At 38.8% G+C, this 18,680-nt stretch carries 10 protein-coding genes; all 10 read left to right on the top strand.

Going from position 1 to position 18,680, the window contains the following annotated elements:
- The first annotated feature begins 40 nt into the window (after positions 1 to 40).
- The 10 genes from AC57BQ_RS08485 (at position 41) to AC57BQ_RS08440 (ending at position 18,503) form a co-directional block, all read left to right on the top strand.
- Positions 41 to 2,446 carry an ABC transporter permease gene (locus AC57BQ_RS08485; protein WP_496405855.1) on the top strand — a complete coding sequence of 802 codons (2,406 nt, stop codon included), beginning with the start codon at positions 41 to 43 and terminating at the stop codon, positions 2,444 to 2,446.
- 134 nt (positions 2,447 to 2,580) lie between these two features.
- Positions 2,581 to 2,988, top strand: coding sequence for a GNAT family N-acetyltransferase (locus AC57BQ_RS08480; protein ID WP_496405854.1), 408 nt, complete (start codon positions 2,581 to 2,583; stop codon positions 2,986 to 2,988).
- A 264-nt stretch (positions 2,989 to 3,252) separates the two neighbouring features.
- On the top strand, positions 3,253 to 5,670 hold the full coding sequence (locus AC57BQ_RS08475) for an ABC transporter permease (protein ID WP_496405853.1): 2,418 nt from the start codon (positions 3,253 to 3,255) through the stop codon (positions 5,668 to 5,670).
- Between the two features lie 23 nt (positions 5,671 to 5,693).
- Positions 5,694 to 8,048: an ABC transporter permease gene (locus AC57BQ_RS08470; protein WP_496405852.1), complete on the top strand. Its 2,355-nt coding sequence runs from the start codon at positions 5,694 to 5,696 to the stop codon at positions 8,046 to 8,048.
- A 45-nt stretch (positions 8,049 to 8,093) separates the two neighbouring features.
- Entirely contained in the window at positions 8,094 to 10,484 is a 2,391-nt protein-coding gene (locus AC57BQ_RS08465; RefSeq protein ID WP_496405851.1) for an ABC transporter permease, read from the top strand.
- A 52-nt stretch (positions 10,485 to 10,536) separates the two neighbouring features.
- Positions 10,537 to 12,915, top strand: coding sequence for an ABC transporter permease (locus AC57BQ_RS08460; protein ID WP_496405850.1), 2,379 nt, complete (start codon positions 10,537 to 10,539; stop codon positions 12,913 to 12,915).
- A 55-nt stretch (positions 12,916 to 12,970) separates the two neighbouring features.
- On the top strand, positions 12,971 to 15,343 hold the full coding sequence (locus AC57BQ_RS08455) for an ABC transporter permease (RefSeq protein WP_496405849.1): 2,373 nt from the start codon (positions 12,971 to 12,973) through the stop codon (positions 15,341 to 15,343).
- Between the two features lie 245 nt (positions 15,344 to 15,588).
- Positions 15,589 to 16,266, top strand: a complete 678-nt coding sequence (locus AC57BQ_RS08450; RefSeq protein WP_090467809.1) for an ABC transporter ATP-binding protein — start codon at positions 15,589 to 15,591, stop codon at positions 16,264 to 16,266.
- Between the two features lie 13 nt (positions 16,267 to 16,279).
- Positions 16,280 to 17,710, top strand: coding sequence for a TolC family protein (locus AC57BQ_RS08445; RefSeq protein ID WP_496405848.1), 1,431 nt, complete (start codon positions 16,280 to 16,282; stop codon positions 17,708 to 17,710).
- 190 nt (positions 17,711 to 17,900) lie between these two features.
- The gene (locus AC57BQ_RS08440) at positions 17,901 to 18,503 is read left to right on the top strand and encodes a porin family protein (protein ID WP_496405847.1); all 603 of its coding nucleotides are present in this window, start codon (positions 17,901 to 17,903) and stop codon (positions 18,501 to 18,503) included.
- Positions 18,504 to 18,680 lie beyond the last annotated feature (177 nt).

Here is an 18,680-nt window from a genome sequence, read left to right as displayed (position 1 = left end):
ATTTAAGGCATTTTATTTATCATCGTATAAACAATGTGATATGATACGTAATTACTTTAAAATTGCCTGGCGTAGTCTGCGGAAACATAAATTTTATACCCTGATCAACATCTTCGGCCTGGCATTAGGAATTGGCTGCAGCCTTATTTTGCTTCAGTTTATAACGTACCATCTTAGTTTTGATACTTATCATCACGATGCCAAAAAACTTTATAAAGTAGTAACAGAACTTCATTTAGACGATGGTAGTGTTTTGTTTGAACAGGGGGCACCCCTGGCTATGCTCAAGGCTAAAACAAACATCCCTCAAATTAAGGAAGTCGCTGCGGTTTTACGTATACATGATTTAACAATCTCTGTTACTCAACCCGGGGATGTTAATGCTAAATTATTTGCAGAGCATGAAAATACTGCCATAACAGATGATCATTTTTTTGATCTGTTTGATTATGAATGGGAGCAGGGTAATAAAAACATCGCACTCAATGAACCCAACTCTGTTGTACTAAACCATACCCTGGCTCAAAAATATTTTAACAGTCAGGATGTTATCGGGAAAACTATCAGGATTGATAATAAAAATAACTTTAAGGTAACCGGTGTCATAAAAGATCATCCGGCAAATACCGATATTAAGGCTGATATGTTTTTGTCGTTATCGACCCTGAAAAACATTTACCCTGATGTCGCAGAACCATTGCAGAACGATTGGGGATGGGTTAATACCACTACCGCTGTATATTTCTTATTGCCTGATCATGTTTCGTCCCAAAGTGTGGAAACTATGATCAGAAAAATGACTGTAAGTGATCTGGGCGACAGGGCCAATGCCTTCCATTTTAAATTACAACCCTTGAGCGAAGTCCATTTTGATGGCCGTTACAGCGGAGTTATCCAACGATCATTATTAGTTACTCTTGGATTGATCGGTTTGTTGTTGATCTTTATCGCCTGTGTTAACTTTATAAATATGGCTACCGCCCAAAGTTTTAAACGGGCAAAGGAAATAGGCACACGCAAAGTTTTAGGTAGTACTCCATCAGCCATATTTTTCCAGTTTATGGCCGAAACTGCCAGTATTACCTTCTTTGCGACCTTATTGTCTGTAATGTGGGTATGGCTAACACTGCCCGTAATTAATAACTGGCTGCAAACCAGTTTAACGCTTAATTTCATTAGCGACCCTAAGCTGATACTTTTTGTGTTTGGCTTATTGGTATTTATTATTACGGCAGCAGGCTTTTATCCGGCTACGTTACTGAGCCGTTTTAAACCGGTAAATGCCCTTAAAAATCAGCTTGGCCAAAATAGTCAATCAGCCGGATTGGCACGTAAAAGTTTGATCGTGGTGCAAAATGTTATAGCACAGGTACTTATCATTAGTACTATGCTGATCACTTTGCAGGTAAGATATCTGAAAACCGCAGATCTTGGATTTAACAAAAGCGCGGTGCTCATGTTACCGGTTCCCGATAATGCCAAAAGTAAAACCGATTTTTTGCGTAACCGGTTGTTAGCTTACCCGGGTATTACTAACGTGGCATTTTGTTATCAGGCACCGGCATCAACTGCTAATAAAGGCGGTAGTATAAGATATGATAGTCGGCCCTGGGAAAAATTTGTAGGCAGAACAGTTATGGGAGACGCCGGCTACTTAAAAACATTTGGATTACGATTAATTGCCGGACGCAACCTGGCCGAAGGGGATACCGCTAAGGAATACCTGGTAAATGAAAAACTTGTTCAAAAACTGGGTATAAAAGATCCACAGCAAGTTATCGGGCATAAGCTTGCTGCCGGCGATCTTTCTGATAACTCCGGTACCATAGTAGGGGTGGTTAAGGATTTCAATTCCAGATCCTTGTATACAGCTGTTGAACCTGAATATATTACTACGTTCAGAAATTCTTACCAAAACATAGGGGTTAAAATCAGTTCAAATGATCCTTCGGCAATATTAGCGCATATAAAAAAAGAGTGGCAGGCAGTTTATTCTGATCATGTTTTTGAATATCATTTCCTGGATGAGCAGATAGCTGATTTTTACAAAAAGGAAGATCTGCTCAATAAACTGATCAAATCAAGTGCGATCATCGCCATTTTTATAAGCTGCTTGGGGCTATTGGGGCTCATTTCTCTTTTAACCTTGCAACGTACTAAGGAAATCGGTATCCGTAAGGTTCTTGGTGCGTCAGTAGCACACATCACAACTTTACTTTCTTTCGATTTTTTAAAATTGGTGTTTATTGCAGTGATCATAGCCTCGCCTATAGCCTGGCTCATGATGAGCAAGTACCTGCAGAGTTTTGCTTATCGTATTGACATACAATGGTGGGTATTCGCGGTTACTGCCGTACTTACCATATTTATAGCATTTATTACAGTAAGTTTTCAATCAATAAAAGCGGCAATGGCAAATCCCATAAATAGTTTACGGGATGAGTGACGTGTGAAAATCATGTAAAATTAAAACAACAACTGTAAACTAAGTTTACATAGTTTACTTTCTTTTCGTTTCTGAAGAAATATTCATATAGATTGTATTATTCAACTGAATTTCAGCGAATAAACTACATCCTTATGAAACAAAAAATTCTTGATTTAATGAGTCAATTAATCAATGATGGCAGCGGCGTATTTGAACTTGATGACTTAAACATTTATCTTAATAAACTTATTGAAAAGGCCTGCATCATTATTGTGGTTGAGCAAGATGTTCTACAAGGCTTTTTAGCGTATTATGCTAATGATCATGTAAATAAGATTGGGTTTATATCTATGCTCATCGTTTCTCCTTCGGTATGGAGAATGGGATATGGGAGAAGGTTGGTTGAGTTTTCTTTGAAAGACCTAACCCTTAAGGGGTTTAGGAAATGTTGCACTGAGGTAAAAGGGGACAATATAAAAGCACTAAACCTATGTAAAAGGTTAGGTTTCTTTTCTGTAGGCGCAAAGGGTAAATATTTAGTCTTAGAGAAAGTACTATAATAGTCTATGAGGCCCTTTGAATTTGTAATATTAATTTACCGGGTATTATTTTGATGCCTGACCGGTTATCCTAAAGAAGTAAAGTCCCTACTAAAGTAATCCCAGCAGCTAATTAATTCGCTCATACTCACTGTATCATAACCGTACATGTGTTGTTACACTTACGAACACTTTATTCTTAAACAATTATATAATTTATTGATATACAGCTATTTGATATTTTGGTATATGTTTTAATCTTTAATGCTGATTAAACTACGAAAAATGCTGAAAAACTATTTTAAAATAGCCTGGAGAAATATAATTCGTCATAAAGGGTATTCTGCCATAAATATAGCCGGTTTAACTTTAGGAATTTCTGCATGTTTGCTGATATTCGTTATCATCCGCTATGAGATGAGTTTTGACACCAGCCAGCCCAATTTTAAAAACATTTACCATATAGTAATTAAACAAATTCACGATGATGGTTTTAGATATACTCCGGGAATGCCCGCCCCAGCTACCGATGCTTTACGTGTTGATTTTCCGCAGGCAAAGGTAGCTGCATTAAACTCCAGTTATGGTAGCCAGATTACCGTACCGGATATAAGCGAGGGTAAAAACACCGGCGATAAAAAGTTTACCGAAAACATAGGTGTTGTATTTATAGAGCCTCAGTTTTTCGATATTTTTAGTTTTAAATGGCTTGCAGGAACTCCTTCTGTTTTAGCCGAACCCAATATGGTAGTTATCAGCAGAAGCACTGCTGTGAAATATTTTGGCAACTGGACTAACGTCATCGGTAAAACCCTGAAAATGGATAACCTGATTAATCTTAAGGTAGCAGGCATTACTGAAGAGCCACCAGTGAATACTGATTTCCCATTTAAAATAATGGTATCTTATATTACCTGGAAACAACACCCCAAAGAATATTACTACGAAAATGACTGGGGCGCTATCAGTAGTAGTCACCAGGTGTTCATGTTATTTCCAAACACTTCCCTTAATAACATAGATAACCAGCTCATATCTTTCACTAAGAAGCATTATGAAAAAGGTACCAAACACAAACTTATTTTCGCTCAGCCATTGTCAGCATTACATTTTGATACCCGTTTTGGCAATACGCTCGGTGATCATATCATAAGCAAGGCCACCTTGCGCACGCTATCATTTATTGCCATGCTGATCATCATTATGGCTTCTATTAACTTTATCAATCTATCAACAGCACAATCAGTAGGCCGATCAAAAGAAGTAGGTATCCGTAAAGTATTAGGAAGCACCAGGAAACAACTGATCATGCAAATCATCGGTGAAACCACCTTAATTGTTATTGGATCGGTTTTATTAGCGCTCATTGTAGCAAAAATAGCTATGCCTTATTTAAAACACATTGCCAGCGTACCGGAAAGTATCGGGCTGTTTAACATTGATAATATATTATTTTCTGTAGTAGTGATGTTTTCTGTGATCTTGCTATCAGGTATCTACCCGGCCTTGATCGTTTCTGGTTTTAAACCGGTATTGGCTTTGAAAAATAAGATCACAGCTGCATCCATTGGGGGCATACCTTTACGGAGGGCTCTGGTTGTAGCTCAGTTTGCCATATCGCAATTGCTCATTATTGGTACTATTGTAGCCGTAAGCCAAATGGATTTTGTAAACAAAGCCGATCTTGGTTTTAATAAAAATGCGGTACTGGTGATACCTGGATACACAGATAGCCTGAGCCTGCGTAAAATGGATTCCTTTAAGCAACAGTTACTACAAAATGCGCAGGTAGAGTCGGTTAGTTTTTCATCTGATGCGCCATCCTCAGAAAATAATTCTGGCCAGAATTTTTATTTTAATCACTCCATTAAAGACCCTGGCTTTAACACCTTTTTAAAATTTGGTGATGCCGACTATTTTAAAACCTATGAATTGCGTTTTACAGCAGGCAAGGCATATGATGTAAGTGATACCGCCCGGCAGGTTGTAGTTAACGAAACCTTTATCCATAAACTTGGTATTCAAAATGCACAGGAGGCTATAGGTAAAACTGTCCGTTTAGGTACAGGACCTACCTTACCTATTAGCGGTGTAGTTAAAGATTTTAAAACCAATTCACTTCGGGAAACAGTAAAGCCCATTGTTATATCAGCTCAGAACGCTTATGAATCACAAGTGGCTATTAAAATAAAAACTGCAAATCTGAGTAAAACGGTTACGCAGCTCCAGAAAATGTGGGAAAAAACTTATCCTGAATATGCATATAACGGATATTTTCTCGATCAAAACATAGCCAATTTTTATCAGCAGGAAAATCAGATGGCCCTGGTTTACAAGGTATTTGCCGGTATAGCCATTTTTATATCCTGCCTGGGTTTATATGGCCTGGTATCATTTATGGCAGTGCAGCGTACCAAAGAAGTTGGTATCCGTAAGGTGTTAGGGGCATCGGTAAGCAGCATCATTTATCTATTCTCTAAGGAATTTATGGTGCTGATAGCTGTTTCGTTTGTAATCGCTATGCCAACCGCCTGGTATCTGATGACAGGTTGGCTGCAAAACTTCGCTTACCGGATATCATTAAGTGTTTGGGTGTTTGTACTGGCTATGATATCTTCGGTTTTGATTGCCTGGATCACCGTAGGGTACAAAGCGTTAAAAGCCGCCCTGGTAAATCCTGTTAAAAGTTTAAGAAACGAATAATCATAAAACTTAAAACTATTGCAATGATAGGTAACTATTTTAAAACCACCCTGCGTAGCCTGCTTAAAAACCGGGCTTATAGTTTTTTAAATATTGCAGGTTTAGCTACGGGGATAGCCTGTGCTTCGCTCATATTTTTATGGGTACAGGACGAGTTAACGTTTAACCATAATTTCGAAAAGCGAAACAACCTGTACACCATTTATGAGAACCAAACTTATGATGGTAAAATGTCCACTTTTATTGCAACACCCGGCCCAATGGCTAAAGCACTGAAGATGGAAATTCCTGAAATAAAGGCTATTGCCCGGACGGCCGGATCTGACCAGCTTTTGTTTTCATTGGGTGAAAAAGCTATTACCGAAGATGGTAGTTATGCAGACCCTGAGATATTCTCCATGTTGAAATTGTCATTTGTAAACGGGGATATTTCCAATGTATTTAAGGAATTGCACTCGGTTGTTATTAATGAAACAATGGCCAAAAAATTCTTTGGTACTGCCGATGCTGTGGGCAAAACATTGAAGATAAATAATGAGCAGGAGTATACCGTAACCGGCGTTTTTAATGATCTGCCTAAAAATTCAACTTTTCAGTTTCAGTGGTTAGCCCCAATAGCCAACATCGACCATAAATTTCCATGGATGCAGGCGTGGGGGGCAAACTGGGCTCGTACTTATGTCGAACTAACACCATTGGCTGATGTTAAAGGAGTTAACAAGAAGCTACAACATTATTTAACCACTAAAAATAGTGGAACAAAAACGGAGTGTTTCCTTTTTGGAATGAACGACTGGAATCTGCACAATAATTTTACTAACGGGAAAATGGACGGTGGACGTATTGAATATGTCCGTTTATTCTCTATCATCGGTTTTATTGTTTTAATTATAGCCTGCATTAACTTTATGAACCTTTCAACCGCCCGGTCAGAGAAACGGGCAAAAGAGGTAGGTGTACGTAAAGTAATGGGAGCAGGTAAAGGAAAGTTGATAGCCCAGTTCATCGGCGAAGCTATTGTAATGTCTTTTATCTCGGTATTTATAGCTATTGGGCTTATATATATTGCATTGCCTTCCTTTAATAATCTGGTTCAAAAAGAGCTGTTTATTAATATTTTCGAACCAGCTCATCTTATTTATTTATTGCTGATCGGCTTCGTCACAGGCCTGCTGGCGGGTAGTTATCCGGCTTTTTATCTTTCGTCGTTCAATCCTATTGCCGTACTGAAAAATATGAAATTACCGGCCGGAGCCGGTTTCATCAGACAAAGTCTGGTGATCATACAGTTTTCTGTTTCCATTATACTCATTATCGGTACCATTATTATTTACCAGCAAATACAGCACGTAAAAAACAGAGACTTAGGTTACAATAAAAGTAATCTGATTTATGTGACCACACAGGGTAAACTAACTGATCATTTTGAAAGTGTTTATCAGCAACTTAAACAAAGTGGTGTAGTTGAGAATGCCTCGTTAAGTGATTTTCCAGTGTTACAGGTATGGAAAAATACCGATAATTATTCGTGGGATGGGAAGGCACCTACGCAAAACCCATTGATATCATTTGAAGATGTAAGTCCGCAATTTGTTCGAACCATGGGTATGAAACTGGTATCGGGCAGAGATTTTTATACCAATTCATCTTTGGATAGTAATAGTGTAATTATTAATGAGGCATTGGCAAAGCAAATGGGCAAACAAGGCCGAGTAGGTGGGATTCTCAGAGACGTTGGCAAAAAGGAATATGAAATAGCCGGGATAGTTAAGGACTTTTTATACAATGATATGTACGCTGTGAGTACGCCGCTTGTACTATATAACAAAATAGCCGGAACCAATGTATTAAGCATTCGCATTAAAACTAATGTAGGTTTGTCAGAAGCATTGGCGAAAATCGGAGCGGTCATGAAGGTTAATAACCCAGCTTATCCTTTTGAGTATAAATTTATGGACGATGATTTTGATCAATTATTTAAAACCGAAGCATTAACAGGCAAGCTTGCAGGCGTATTTGCATCGCTGGCTATCCTCATATCTTGCCTGGGTTTGTTTGGATTGGCAGCGTACACAGCGGAACGAAGGATCAAAGAAATCGGTATAAGGAAGGTGCTTGGAGCTTCTGTTGCCGGTTTAACAGGTTTGCTGTCAAAGGATTTCTTAAAGCTGGTAGGCATTTCTTGTCTTATCGCTTTTCCGGTAGCCTGGTGGGCTTTATCTAAATGGCTACAAAATTACCAGTATAGAATAACGGTGAACTGGATGGTGTTTGCCGCTGCAGGCATACTAGCTATGTTGATAGCATTGGCAACGGTTAGTTTCCAGGCTATTAAGGCTGCTTTGTCAAATCCGGTGAATAGTTTGAGGAATGAATAAGCGGATTCCGAATGTTCGATTTAGTATTTAGAGTTTAAAAAAATCATGATCAAGAACTATTTGAAAATTGCATGGCGTAACATCGTCAACAATAAAGTTTATAGTGCCATTAACATATTAGGATTAGCGGCCGGTATGGCAGTTGCCCTGATTATTGGATTGTGGGTAGTTAATGAATACTCTTTTGATAAGTTTTTGCCCAATTACAAGCAATTATATCAGGTTGAGCTAAATTTCACTACGCAGCACGATGGTGAGCATACGCAAACTGCCATGGCCATTCCTCTGGTTGATGTCATGCGAAAAGATATACCCGGAATAAAGTATGCTGCCGAAACAGATTGGGTTGGATGGCAGTGGCATTCGCTATTGGTTGGTGACAAAAAACTTTACCTGAATGGTGGTGCCACAGCCCCCGATTTCTTAAAGATATTTCAATACCCTTTTGTTAAAGGTAATGCCAAAGACGCTTTAACCGATCCTTATTCCATTATTTTAAACGAATCGACCGCCAAAGCCTTATTTGGTAATGTCGACCCTATAAATAAATTCATCCGGATTGATAATCAGCAGAACCTAAAAGTAACAGGTGTAATAAAGGATATTCCTAAAAACGCTACCAAGCAGTTCAGCTACTTAACTCCCTTTAGTTTTAAGGAAAAAACCGAAAGCTGGATGAGTACCGCCCGTACCACATGGACAAATAATTCATTCAATGCCTTTGTGGAGTTAGAACCTGGCGTAACAATTGAACAAATTGCACCTAAAATCAAGAACCTCGTATACGAGCATAGCCCGCAAATGAGGCCTGCAAAACCAGAAGTGATATTGCATCCTTTAAAAGACTGGCATCTATACTCTGATTTTAAGAACGGCAAAGCCGTTGGTGGTTTTATTGATTATGTTCGGATGTTCAGCATCATAGGTATACTGGTGTTGCTTATTGCCTGTATCAATTTCATGAACCTTTCAACCGCCCGTTCTGAACGAAGAGCAAGAGAGGTTGGGGTACGAAAAGCGATCGGCTCTCAGCGCCGCGATCTGATCATCCAATTTTTAGCCGAATCTGTCATGATCACTTTTATCGCCTTTTTATTTTCGATACTGTTTGTACAACTTGCGTTGCCATATTTTAATTCACTCGTTGATAGCGCTATCAGTATACCATACGCCAATCCTATATTTTGGGGTATCATGTTATTTTATGTATTGCTTACGGGTTTACTGGCCGGAAGCAGACCCGCATTTTATCTATCATCATTTAACCCCGTAAGAGTTTTAAAAGGCGCTATCAAAGAGGGCAAATCGGCATCCTTACCTCGTAAAATATTGGTTGTAACACAGTTTAGTTGTTCTATTGCTTTAATCATTAGCACCATCATCGTATACCAGCAAATACAACATGCCAAGGACAGGCCAACAGGCTACAATGCAGCCAGGTTAATGATGACTGACATGAGCGGTGATCTGAATACGAAATATGATGCTTTAAAGAACGATCTGCTGGCTAGCGGGTATGTTGAAAGCGTTGCCGCAGCCTCGAGTCCAGTAACCAATATATACAGCCATATGTCACTTGATAAATGGCCGGGTAAAAGCGCGAGCGATGAGGGAGTGAACATCGCGGCTGTTTTTGTATCTGATGATTATTTTAAAACCCTGGGGATGACCCTTAAAGAAGGCAGGGATTTTACTCACAGCTGGGCGGCTGACTCTACCAGTGTTATACTTAATGAAGCCGCTGTAAAAAGAATAGGCCTGAAAAACCCCATAAACCAGTTAGTAACCTGGAATGGGAGCACTGTACCGGTACGTGTTATTGGTGTGGTAAAAGATGCCTTGATGGAATCGCCGTTTACACCGGTTCAACCAGCTATTTTTAGTCATGGCCATGTAGCCAATAACATTATGTACCGTTTGGCGCCAAATGCGAATACACGGGACGCAATCAAAAAGCTCACTAAAATATTTGATTCTTACAATCCGGCTTACCCATATATATATCAGTTTGTTGATGAAGAATACAATCATAAATTTAATCTGGAAATACTGGTAGGTAAGCTGTCCGGAATATTTGCAGGCTTGGCTATTTTAATATCATGCCTTGGTTTGTTTGGATTAGCCGCCTACGTTGCCGAACAACGAACAAAGGAAATTGGTATTCGCAAAGTGTTGGGTGCATCTGTGACCCAGGTGTGGCTGTTGCTGTCAAAAGACTTTATTTTATTGGTAGGCATAAGTTGTATTATCGCATCACCGGTAGCATTTTACTTTTTACAAAATTGGCTGCAAAAGTATGATTATCGTATAACTATAGGTCCTGGGGTATTCGTATTGTCGGCAACCGCGGCCATTGCTATCACATTAATAACCATTAGTTTTCAAGCCATAAAAGCAGCATTAACTAATCCGGTAAAAAGCTTGCGTAGCGAATAATTGAGTGAAAAACATATCGATTTAAAAATTTGAGTTTAGAATTTTAACTATTATGATCAAAAACTATATTAAAATAGCCTGGCGTAATTTAAAACGTAATAAGGCGTACGCGTTCATCAGTGTTGTCGGACTAGCCCTGGGGATTACCTGTGGTATTTTGATCTTCACACTCATCACGTATCATCTCAGCTTTGATAATTTCCATAAAAACCCGGATAGGGTTTACCGCCTATATACAGAATGGCATGACGAGAGTGTTGGCAGATCGCAGGGGGTACCTCAACCTTTAGGAAAAACCTTTCGCAACGATTTTGCGCTGGCAGAACAAACGGCTCGTGTCATCAGCTTTCACGATAACCTGATCACCATTACCCAGGGTAATCAGGTTAAAAAGTTTAATGAAGAGGATGGGGTTGCTTTTACTGAAGTCGGGTATTTTGATATCCTGAATTTTCCGCTATTAAAAGGTGATAAAAAAACGATACTGGTAAAGCCCGGCGAAGCTATATTAACCGAAAAAACTGCACGAAAATATTTTGGTGATGCTGACCCGATAGGAAAAGTCATCCGCCTGGATAACAAAGTGAATTTTACTATTACAGGCGTGTTAAAAGATCTGCCAGCTAACACCGATCGTAAACAACAGGTGTATGTTTCATATGGTAACATGAATGAATATACTAATAAAGAGCGCGAAGACAATTGGGGCGGTGTTTTTAGTGGGAGCGAAGTATTTACGCTATTAAAACCATCTACCACGTTGGCCAGTGCCAATGAAGCCATGGCACTTATTGTTAAAAAACACTATACAGGCCGAGATTTGAAAGTATGGAAGTTTAAGTTACAACCACTTTCAGATATTCACTTCAATTCTGACCTTGATGGATATGCGGATAAAAAATACCTATGGGCCTTATTCTTCATTGGCTTGTTCCTGATCATTACCGCTTGCGTAAACTTTGTTAACCTGGCTACGGCCCAGGCACTGAACCGGGCCAAAGAGATAGGGGTACGAAAGGTTTTAGGTAGCCTGCCACATCAATTATTTTGGCAGTTTATAGCAGAAACCGCTTTAATTACTCTGGTGGCTGTTATTGTGGCTATTGCCTTGTCATTTATGGCTCTACCTGTGATCAATAATTTATTTCACTCGCAAATGGCATTTGAGCTTTCTCAGCTTGTAGTGTTTATTGTACTGATAAGTATATTGGTTGTATTTTTATCCGGATCATATCCAGGCTTGGTACTAGCCCGTTTTCAACCTATATTGGCGCTTAAAAGCAAGCTTTCACAAAAACATGTTGGCGGATTTTCACTACGCCGTATACTTGTTGTTACCCAGTTTTCCATTTCTCAAGTGCTGATTATTGGAGCAATAATTATTGTATCGCAATTACATTATTCTCAAACCGCCGACCTGGGCTTTAACAAAGATGCCGTTGTGTTATTACCCATACCACAAAATGATAAAGTTAAACTGAGTACGCTGCATAACCGTATTAATGAAGTGCAGGGTGTTGAAAAATCATCTTACTGTTACAGACCTCCCGCTTCTCAATCCAATAACAGTACAGACGTTCGCTTCAATAACCGGGCCGAAGATGAACATTGGGGTATCAACACTAAACCAGGAGACGAAAACTTTCTTTCGACATTTGGGATAAAGTTGGTTGCGGGGCGAAACTTTTTTCCTGCCGATACTACCCGTGAGTTTTTGGTAAATGAAACCTTTGTAAAAAAGCTTAACCTTAAACCTCAGGATGTGATCGGTAAAATGCTGTCCGTGAATGGAAGATCAACCACAGCACCTATTGTAGGTGTAGTAAAGGATTTTTACAATTACTCGTTCCATACCGAAATATCAGCTGTTTGTATCATGCCCGATTACCGGTCATACTCTACATTAGCTGTCAAGATAAATATGCGTAATGCCAAAACCTCATTGGCCGCGTTTGAAAAAATATGGAATGAAACCTTTCCGGAAGAGCTTTATTCGTACCAGTTTCTTGACGATAGCGTTGGAAAGTTTTATGAAATGGATAATATACAATTAAAATTAGTTGAAGCATTTGCAGGTATAGCTATCCTTATAGGTTGTTTGGGTTTATATGGCCTGGTATCGTTTATGGCAGTGCGAAAAACCAAAGAAATAGGGGTACGTAAAGTATTAGGGGCAGATACGCAACATATTTTATGGTTGTTTGGCAAGGAGTTTACTTACTTATTACTTATAGCTTTTGTAATTGCCGCACCGCTGGCCTGGTGGGTCATGCACAATTACCTGCAGGACTTTAAATATCGTATAACCATTGGCCCCGGTATTTTCCTGGCATCTATTCTGTCTACATTCATTATTGCTTCTATCACCGTAGGTTATCGCTCAGTTATGGCGGCGACTGCTAACCCGGTAAAGAGTTTGCGGAGTGAATAATAGAGAATAAAAGGTTCTTATAATTTAGCACGAAGGGTTTCGAATTTTCAAAAATATGATCAAAAACTATTTAAAAATAGCCTGGCGCAACTTGGTGGGCAATAAAGCTTACAGTACTATAAATATACTCGGGCTGGCTGCCGGGATGGCGGTAGCATTACTCATAGCCTTATGGGTAAAGAACGAGTACTCGTACGATAAATTTTTACCTGATTCGGATAGATTATATCAGGTTAGGCGTAACTTTAATAGTAATGGTGAAACGCTTACATTTAGTACAACATCACTCAAATTAGCTTATACCCTCCGGAGTAATATTCCGGAAATTGAATATGTGGCTGAATCTGACGGTGGCAGCTCGCATGGTTTAATGGTTGGTGATAAAAAGTTCTATATGGATGGGATACTATCGGGAAGTGACTTTTTGAAGATGTTTCGATACCCCATGTTATATGGTAGTGCTAACGAGTCTTTAAAAGATCCTTATTCTATAGTACTCACCCAAGCCACTGCTATAGCTCTATTTGGCACCGATAAAGTGATCAATAGAGTAGTTAAAATTGATAATGCATATAATTTAAAAGTAACAGGGGTTATAAAAGATGTACCTTCTAATTCGGTAATGCAATTTATAAAGTATATTATACCTTTTAGTTTTGCAGAGCAAACTCAGCCGTGGATAAAGGGCGCCCGTGGTAGTTTTGGAGCCAACGCATTTTCCATCTATGTTAAACTTAAACCAGGTATTGCATATACGCAAGTTGCTCCTAAAATTAAAAACATAGAGAAAGGAGAGAATAATGTCAATGCTAAAAACTCTGATGTTATCATGCAACCTATGCCCGACTGGCACTTATACTCCGCGTATAAAAATGGTATAGCCAGTGGTGGGTTTATTGAGTATATCCGCATTTTTAGCATTATCGGAATCCTGGTTTTATTGATAGCGTGTGTCAATTTTATCAATTTAACCACCGCCAGGTCGGAAAAACGAGCCCGTGAGGTAGGTATTCGTAAGGCAATAGGTTCGCAGCGCAAACACCTCATTTTCCAATTCTTAACGGAGTCAGCATTAACTACTTTTATATCCTTTTTATGTGCTATCCTTTTTGTACAAATAGCATTGGCGCCGTTTAATGCGCTTACCGGTACGGTGATTTATATTCCATTTAGTAGCATTACGTTTTGGTTCGTTATGATGGCTTGCGTATTGTTCACGGCACTTATTGCAGGCAGCAGGCCAGCCTTTTATTTATCCTCATTCAATCCGGTTAAGGTATTAAAGGGAACTATACAAGTTGGGCGCTCAGCCTCATTATCCCGAAAGATATTAGTGGTGATGCAATTCAGCTGCTCTATTGCGCTTATTATAAGCACGGTAGTTATTTACAGGCAAATACAATATGCCAAAAACAGACCAACGGGTTATAATATCAACCACTTGTTAACCACCAACTCCAATGACGATTTAGGTAAAAACTACCTTGCTCTTAAAAACGATCTGTTACAAACCGGGGTGGTTGAAAGTATTGCCACTGCTTCGAGCCCAGCTACTGATGTGGGGATGCACAACGACCTTGATCAATGGCCAGGAAAACAGGCAGGCGAAACCGTTGAAATGGGAGTTATTGATATAACTGCCGACTATTTTAAAACATTGGGTATGCGCATGTCAGCAGGCCGGGATTATAATTATGTGGCATCTGATACCTTAAATGTGATCTTTAATGAGGCAGCAATCAAGCGTTTGCGATTAAAAGATCCTATTAATCAAATTATTACTCATAGCGGTAGCAGGATAAGGATAATTGGAGTTGTAAAGGATGCATTGATGATCTCGCCATTTGCCAAAGCAGATCCAACCATGTTTGTTTATCACAGTGATCCATCGTCCAATTTAATTTACCGTTTGACCAAAGATGTAAACCCTCACGATGCAATTGAAAAGATTGGCCGAATATTCTCTAAATATAACCCAGCATACCCTTTCACTTATCGATTTGTTGACGATGACTATAACCGCAAGTTCAGTCAGGAAATGTTGGTCGGGAAATTATCAGGCATATTTGCCGGTTTGGCCATTTTCATATCATGCCTTGGCTTGTTTGGCTTGGCTGCCTATATAGCAGAACAGCGTACCAAGGAAATAGGTGTACGCAAAGTTTTAGGCGCTACAGTAAGTCAATTGTGGTTCCTGCTCTCCAAAGATTTCGTATTGTTGGTTATCATTAGCTGTGTAATTGCATCGCCACTGGCTTTATATTTTTTACAAAATTGGTTGCAAAAATATGACTACCGCATAAGTATTGGGCCCGGAGTTTTTCTTGTTTCGGCAATAGCCGCAGTACTGATCACTCTTTTAACAATAAGTTTCCAGGCTATTAAGGCAGCGGTAGCTAATCCAGTTAAAAGTTTAAGAAGCGAATAATGTAAAGCCGAAAGCTTAAGGCAAGGAGGCTTTTAGCTTTCCGCCTTAAGCTTTCGGCTTTTCTATTGTATCATAACCGTACGCTCCCTGTTACATAAGCGAACAGTATCTATGTGATTGATTGCTGTAATGTATTGATTTTTAATATGTTAAAAGTTTGGTATATTATTGATACTTGATTGAATCAAATGAATTGATATTTTTAAACAAAAACTTATACGTACCAACCAAAACAATCATTTAAAATGTTATCACTCCAACATATTTCGAAATATTACCAGGTAAGCGGACTTAAAAATTTTGTTCTTAATGATCTTAGCCTTGAAATTGATGAAGGCGAGTTTGTGTCTATCATGGGGCCTTCTGGCTCGGGTAAATCATCATTACTTAACATCATCGGTATGCTTGATGAGCCATCCGAAGGGTATCATTACTTTGCCGGTCAGGCAGTACACCAGCTTAAAGAAAAACAGCGCTCTGCATTATATAAGCAATATGTTGGCTTTGTGTTTCAGGCATACCATTTAATTGACGAGCTAACCGTTTATGAGAATATCGAAACACCATTAATTTATCAGGATTTTAAAGGTTCTGAGCGCAAAGCCATGGTGGCTGATATTTTAGACCGTTTTAATATTGTAGGTAAAAAAGACCTTTTCCCCGCGCAATTATCGGGTGGACAACAACAGTTAGTGGGAATAGCCCGTGCATTGATAGCCAAACCAAAATTATTGCTGGCCGATGAGCCTACCGGTAACCTGAACTCCAAACAAGGGGAGGAGATCATGGAACTGTTCCGCAAGCTGAATAAAGAAGATGGGGTTACCATTATTCAGGTAACGCACTCCGAAAAAAATGCCGAATACGGTTCGCGTATCATTAATCTTTTAGATGGTAAAATCGAATCTTCAAAACAACTCTGATCATATTATAGTAATGCGATATTTTAAATTTATATTTTTTGGTTTGATGGTATTATCGGCCATCAAAACGCAAGCACAAACAGATACTTTAACAACCATAAGGCAGTGTATAGATATTGCTATAAAAAACAACCTTGATGTTAGGAAAAGTGAACTGGATATGCAGCGCCTGGGGGTGAACTATAAGCAGGCTAAAGATAACCTGTTACCATCATTAAACGGGCAGGTGGATCATAGCCTTAACAGCGGACGTAGTATTAACCCTTTTACAAACAGTTATGTAACGCAGTCATATACATCTGGTAACTACAGCTTAAATGCCAATTTAACCCTGTTTAGCGGCCTGCAAAACTTAAACGCTATTAAACAAACATCATTGGCTTATCAGGCCGGTAAGATGGATTTTCAACAAGCAAAAGATCAGGTAACTATTAATGTGATAACCGCCTATCTTTTAGTTTTAGATAATACAGAACTATTAGCTCAAGCTTATAATCAGCTTGATGTATCCAAAAAGCAAGTTGAAAGGCTGGAGATATTGGAAAAAGATGGTGCTAATAAACTGCCCTCTGATCTGTATGACTTAAAAGGTACATATGGTGATAATGAGCTTAATTTGGTTACTACCAAGAATAACCTGGAAGCATCGAAATTAAGCCTGGTGCAGATTCTGAATATTCCCTACAACAGAAACCTTAAACTGGAACCTATAAGTGTACAGGATGTTGCTAAACAAACCGGAGAGAATGCCGACCAGGTATTTGATACCGCATTAAAGCAATTGGCCTATATAAAAGCAGCTGAACTAAGGCGTCAAAGCGCCGAAAAAGGTGTAAAGGTTGCTAAAGGTGCTTTATCACCCAGTATCTCCTTATTTGGGGGAGTAACCACAAATTATTCGAGTGCTGCACAAAACTCAACGGTTAGCGATTCATCTATTGTGCCGACTAAGCAGTTTGTAAATACGCCTACAGGCAAGAGCACCGTTTATACAACCCAGTATGATAATACCTACAAAAATATAGGTTATTATGATCAGTTTAAAAACAACTATAGTACGCAGTTTGGGGTTAGTTTAAAAGTGCCGATTTTAAATTATTTCCAAAATCATAATAAGGTAAAGCTGGCTAAACTTGATTATCAGGAATCAAAATATGTAGAAGAAAATACCAAGAATGTTTTACGCCAGAGTGTAGAACAGGCTTATGTGAACATGACCCTGGCTTACAACAGGTATAATGTATTGGTGGAGCAGGTTAAAGCATATAAAGAATCGTTCAGAACTGCCGAGATTCGTTTCAATGCCGGGGTACTTACTTCAGTTGATTTTGTAGTAGCCAAAAATAACTTTGACAAGGCCAATATCAATCTCATTAACGCCAGGTACGATTGCTATATTTATAACAAAGTGCTTGATTACTATATGGGGCGGCTATCCTGGTAAAAATAGAATTCCTTTGATTCTGTAAAAATTTTATACTTTTATTCCCAGATTTTAAATCCTGATATCCGGCTCATAACGTTTTGTATAAATTATAAAACATTATGAGCCGGATATTGCTAATTATACAACTGTCAGAATTTAAAACAGTCTTAATGTATTTACATCAATCACCTTAAAAACAACTCTAAACATGAAAAAAACAATTATTTTAACTTTAAGCATTTGCTTATTCACTATTGGTATTGCTTCTGCCCAGATAATACCCAACTTTTCATTTGGTGTAAAAGGTGGTTTAAACTATGCCTCTTTTCCTTCAAACGGAGTATTTAATAATAGTAACCGTGCTGGTTATCTGGCAGGTTTTTGGGCCAGAGTAGGTGGTTTAGGTTTTAATTTCCAACCCGAGCTTTATCTTACCAGCAAAAATATTAATGTAAATGCCCCTAATGAACCAGAGAACAAGGCTAAATTTACCAGTATTGATGTACCACTGTTATTAGGTGGTAAAATAGGTGCATTTGGTTTGGGCGGTCGCTTTTACGGAGGACCTGTACTTTCGTTTGCTGTAGATAAAAATCAAAGTTTTGCGGAATCTGCTGGTGAAGCTACTCACTTAAATTACAAAAGTGCCAACTACGGCTTCCAGATAGGTGCCGGTGTTGATATTAGCAGTTTTTCTGTTGACTTACGTTATGAAGGCGGCTTAAACAAGATTGCCTATGGTGATGGAAATTCACATACGCGTGTAAATGTTTTTAGCCTTGCGTTGGCTTATAAGTTATTCTCGTTATAAGGAAACGACACTTATATTAAAAGACCCGCTATTTTAGCGGGTCTTTTTTTGTGTAAATACTTTAGGTCCAATATAATTTCCTTTGTTCAAGGACTAAGCATAATCCCCAAACAGGCGGGCCATTTTGTTATAAAAAGTGGGTTTACATGGTTTACACTTTTTAAGGTTAACATTGAT

The organism is Mucilaginibacter sp. BGA-UO-ETr-C110 (assembly GCF_059567985.1).
The sequence above is the reverse complement of the archived record's forward strand: the minus strand, read 5'-3'. Positions and strand labels throughout refer to the sequence as shown.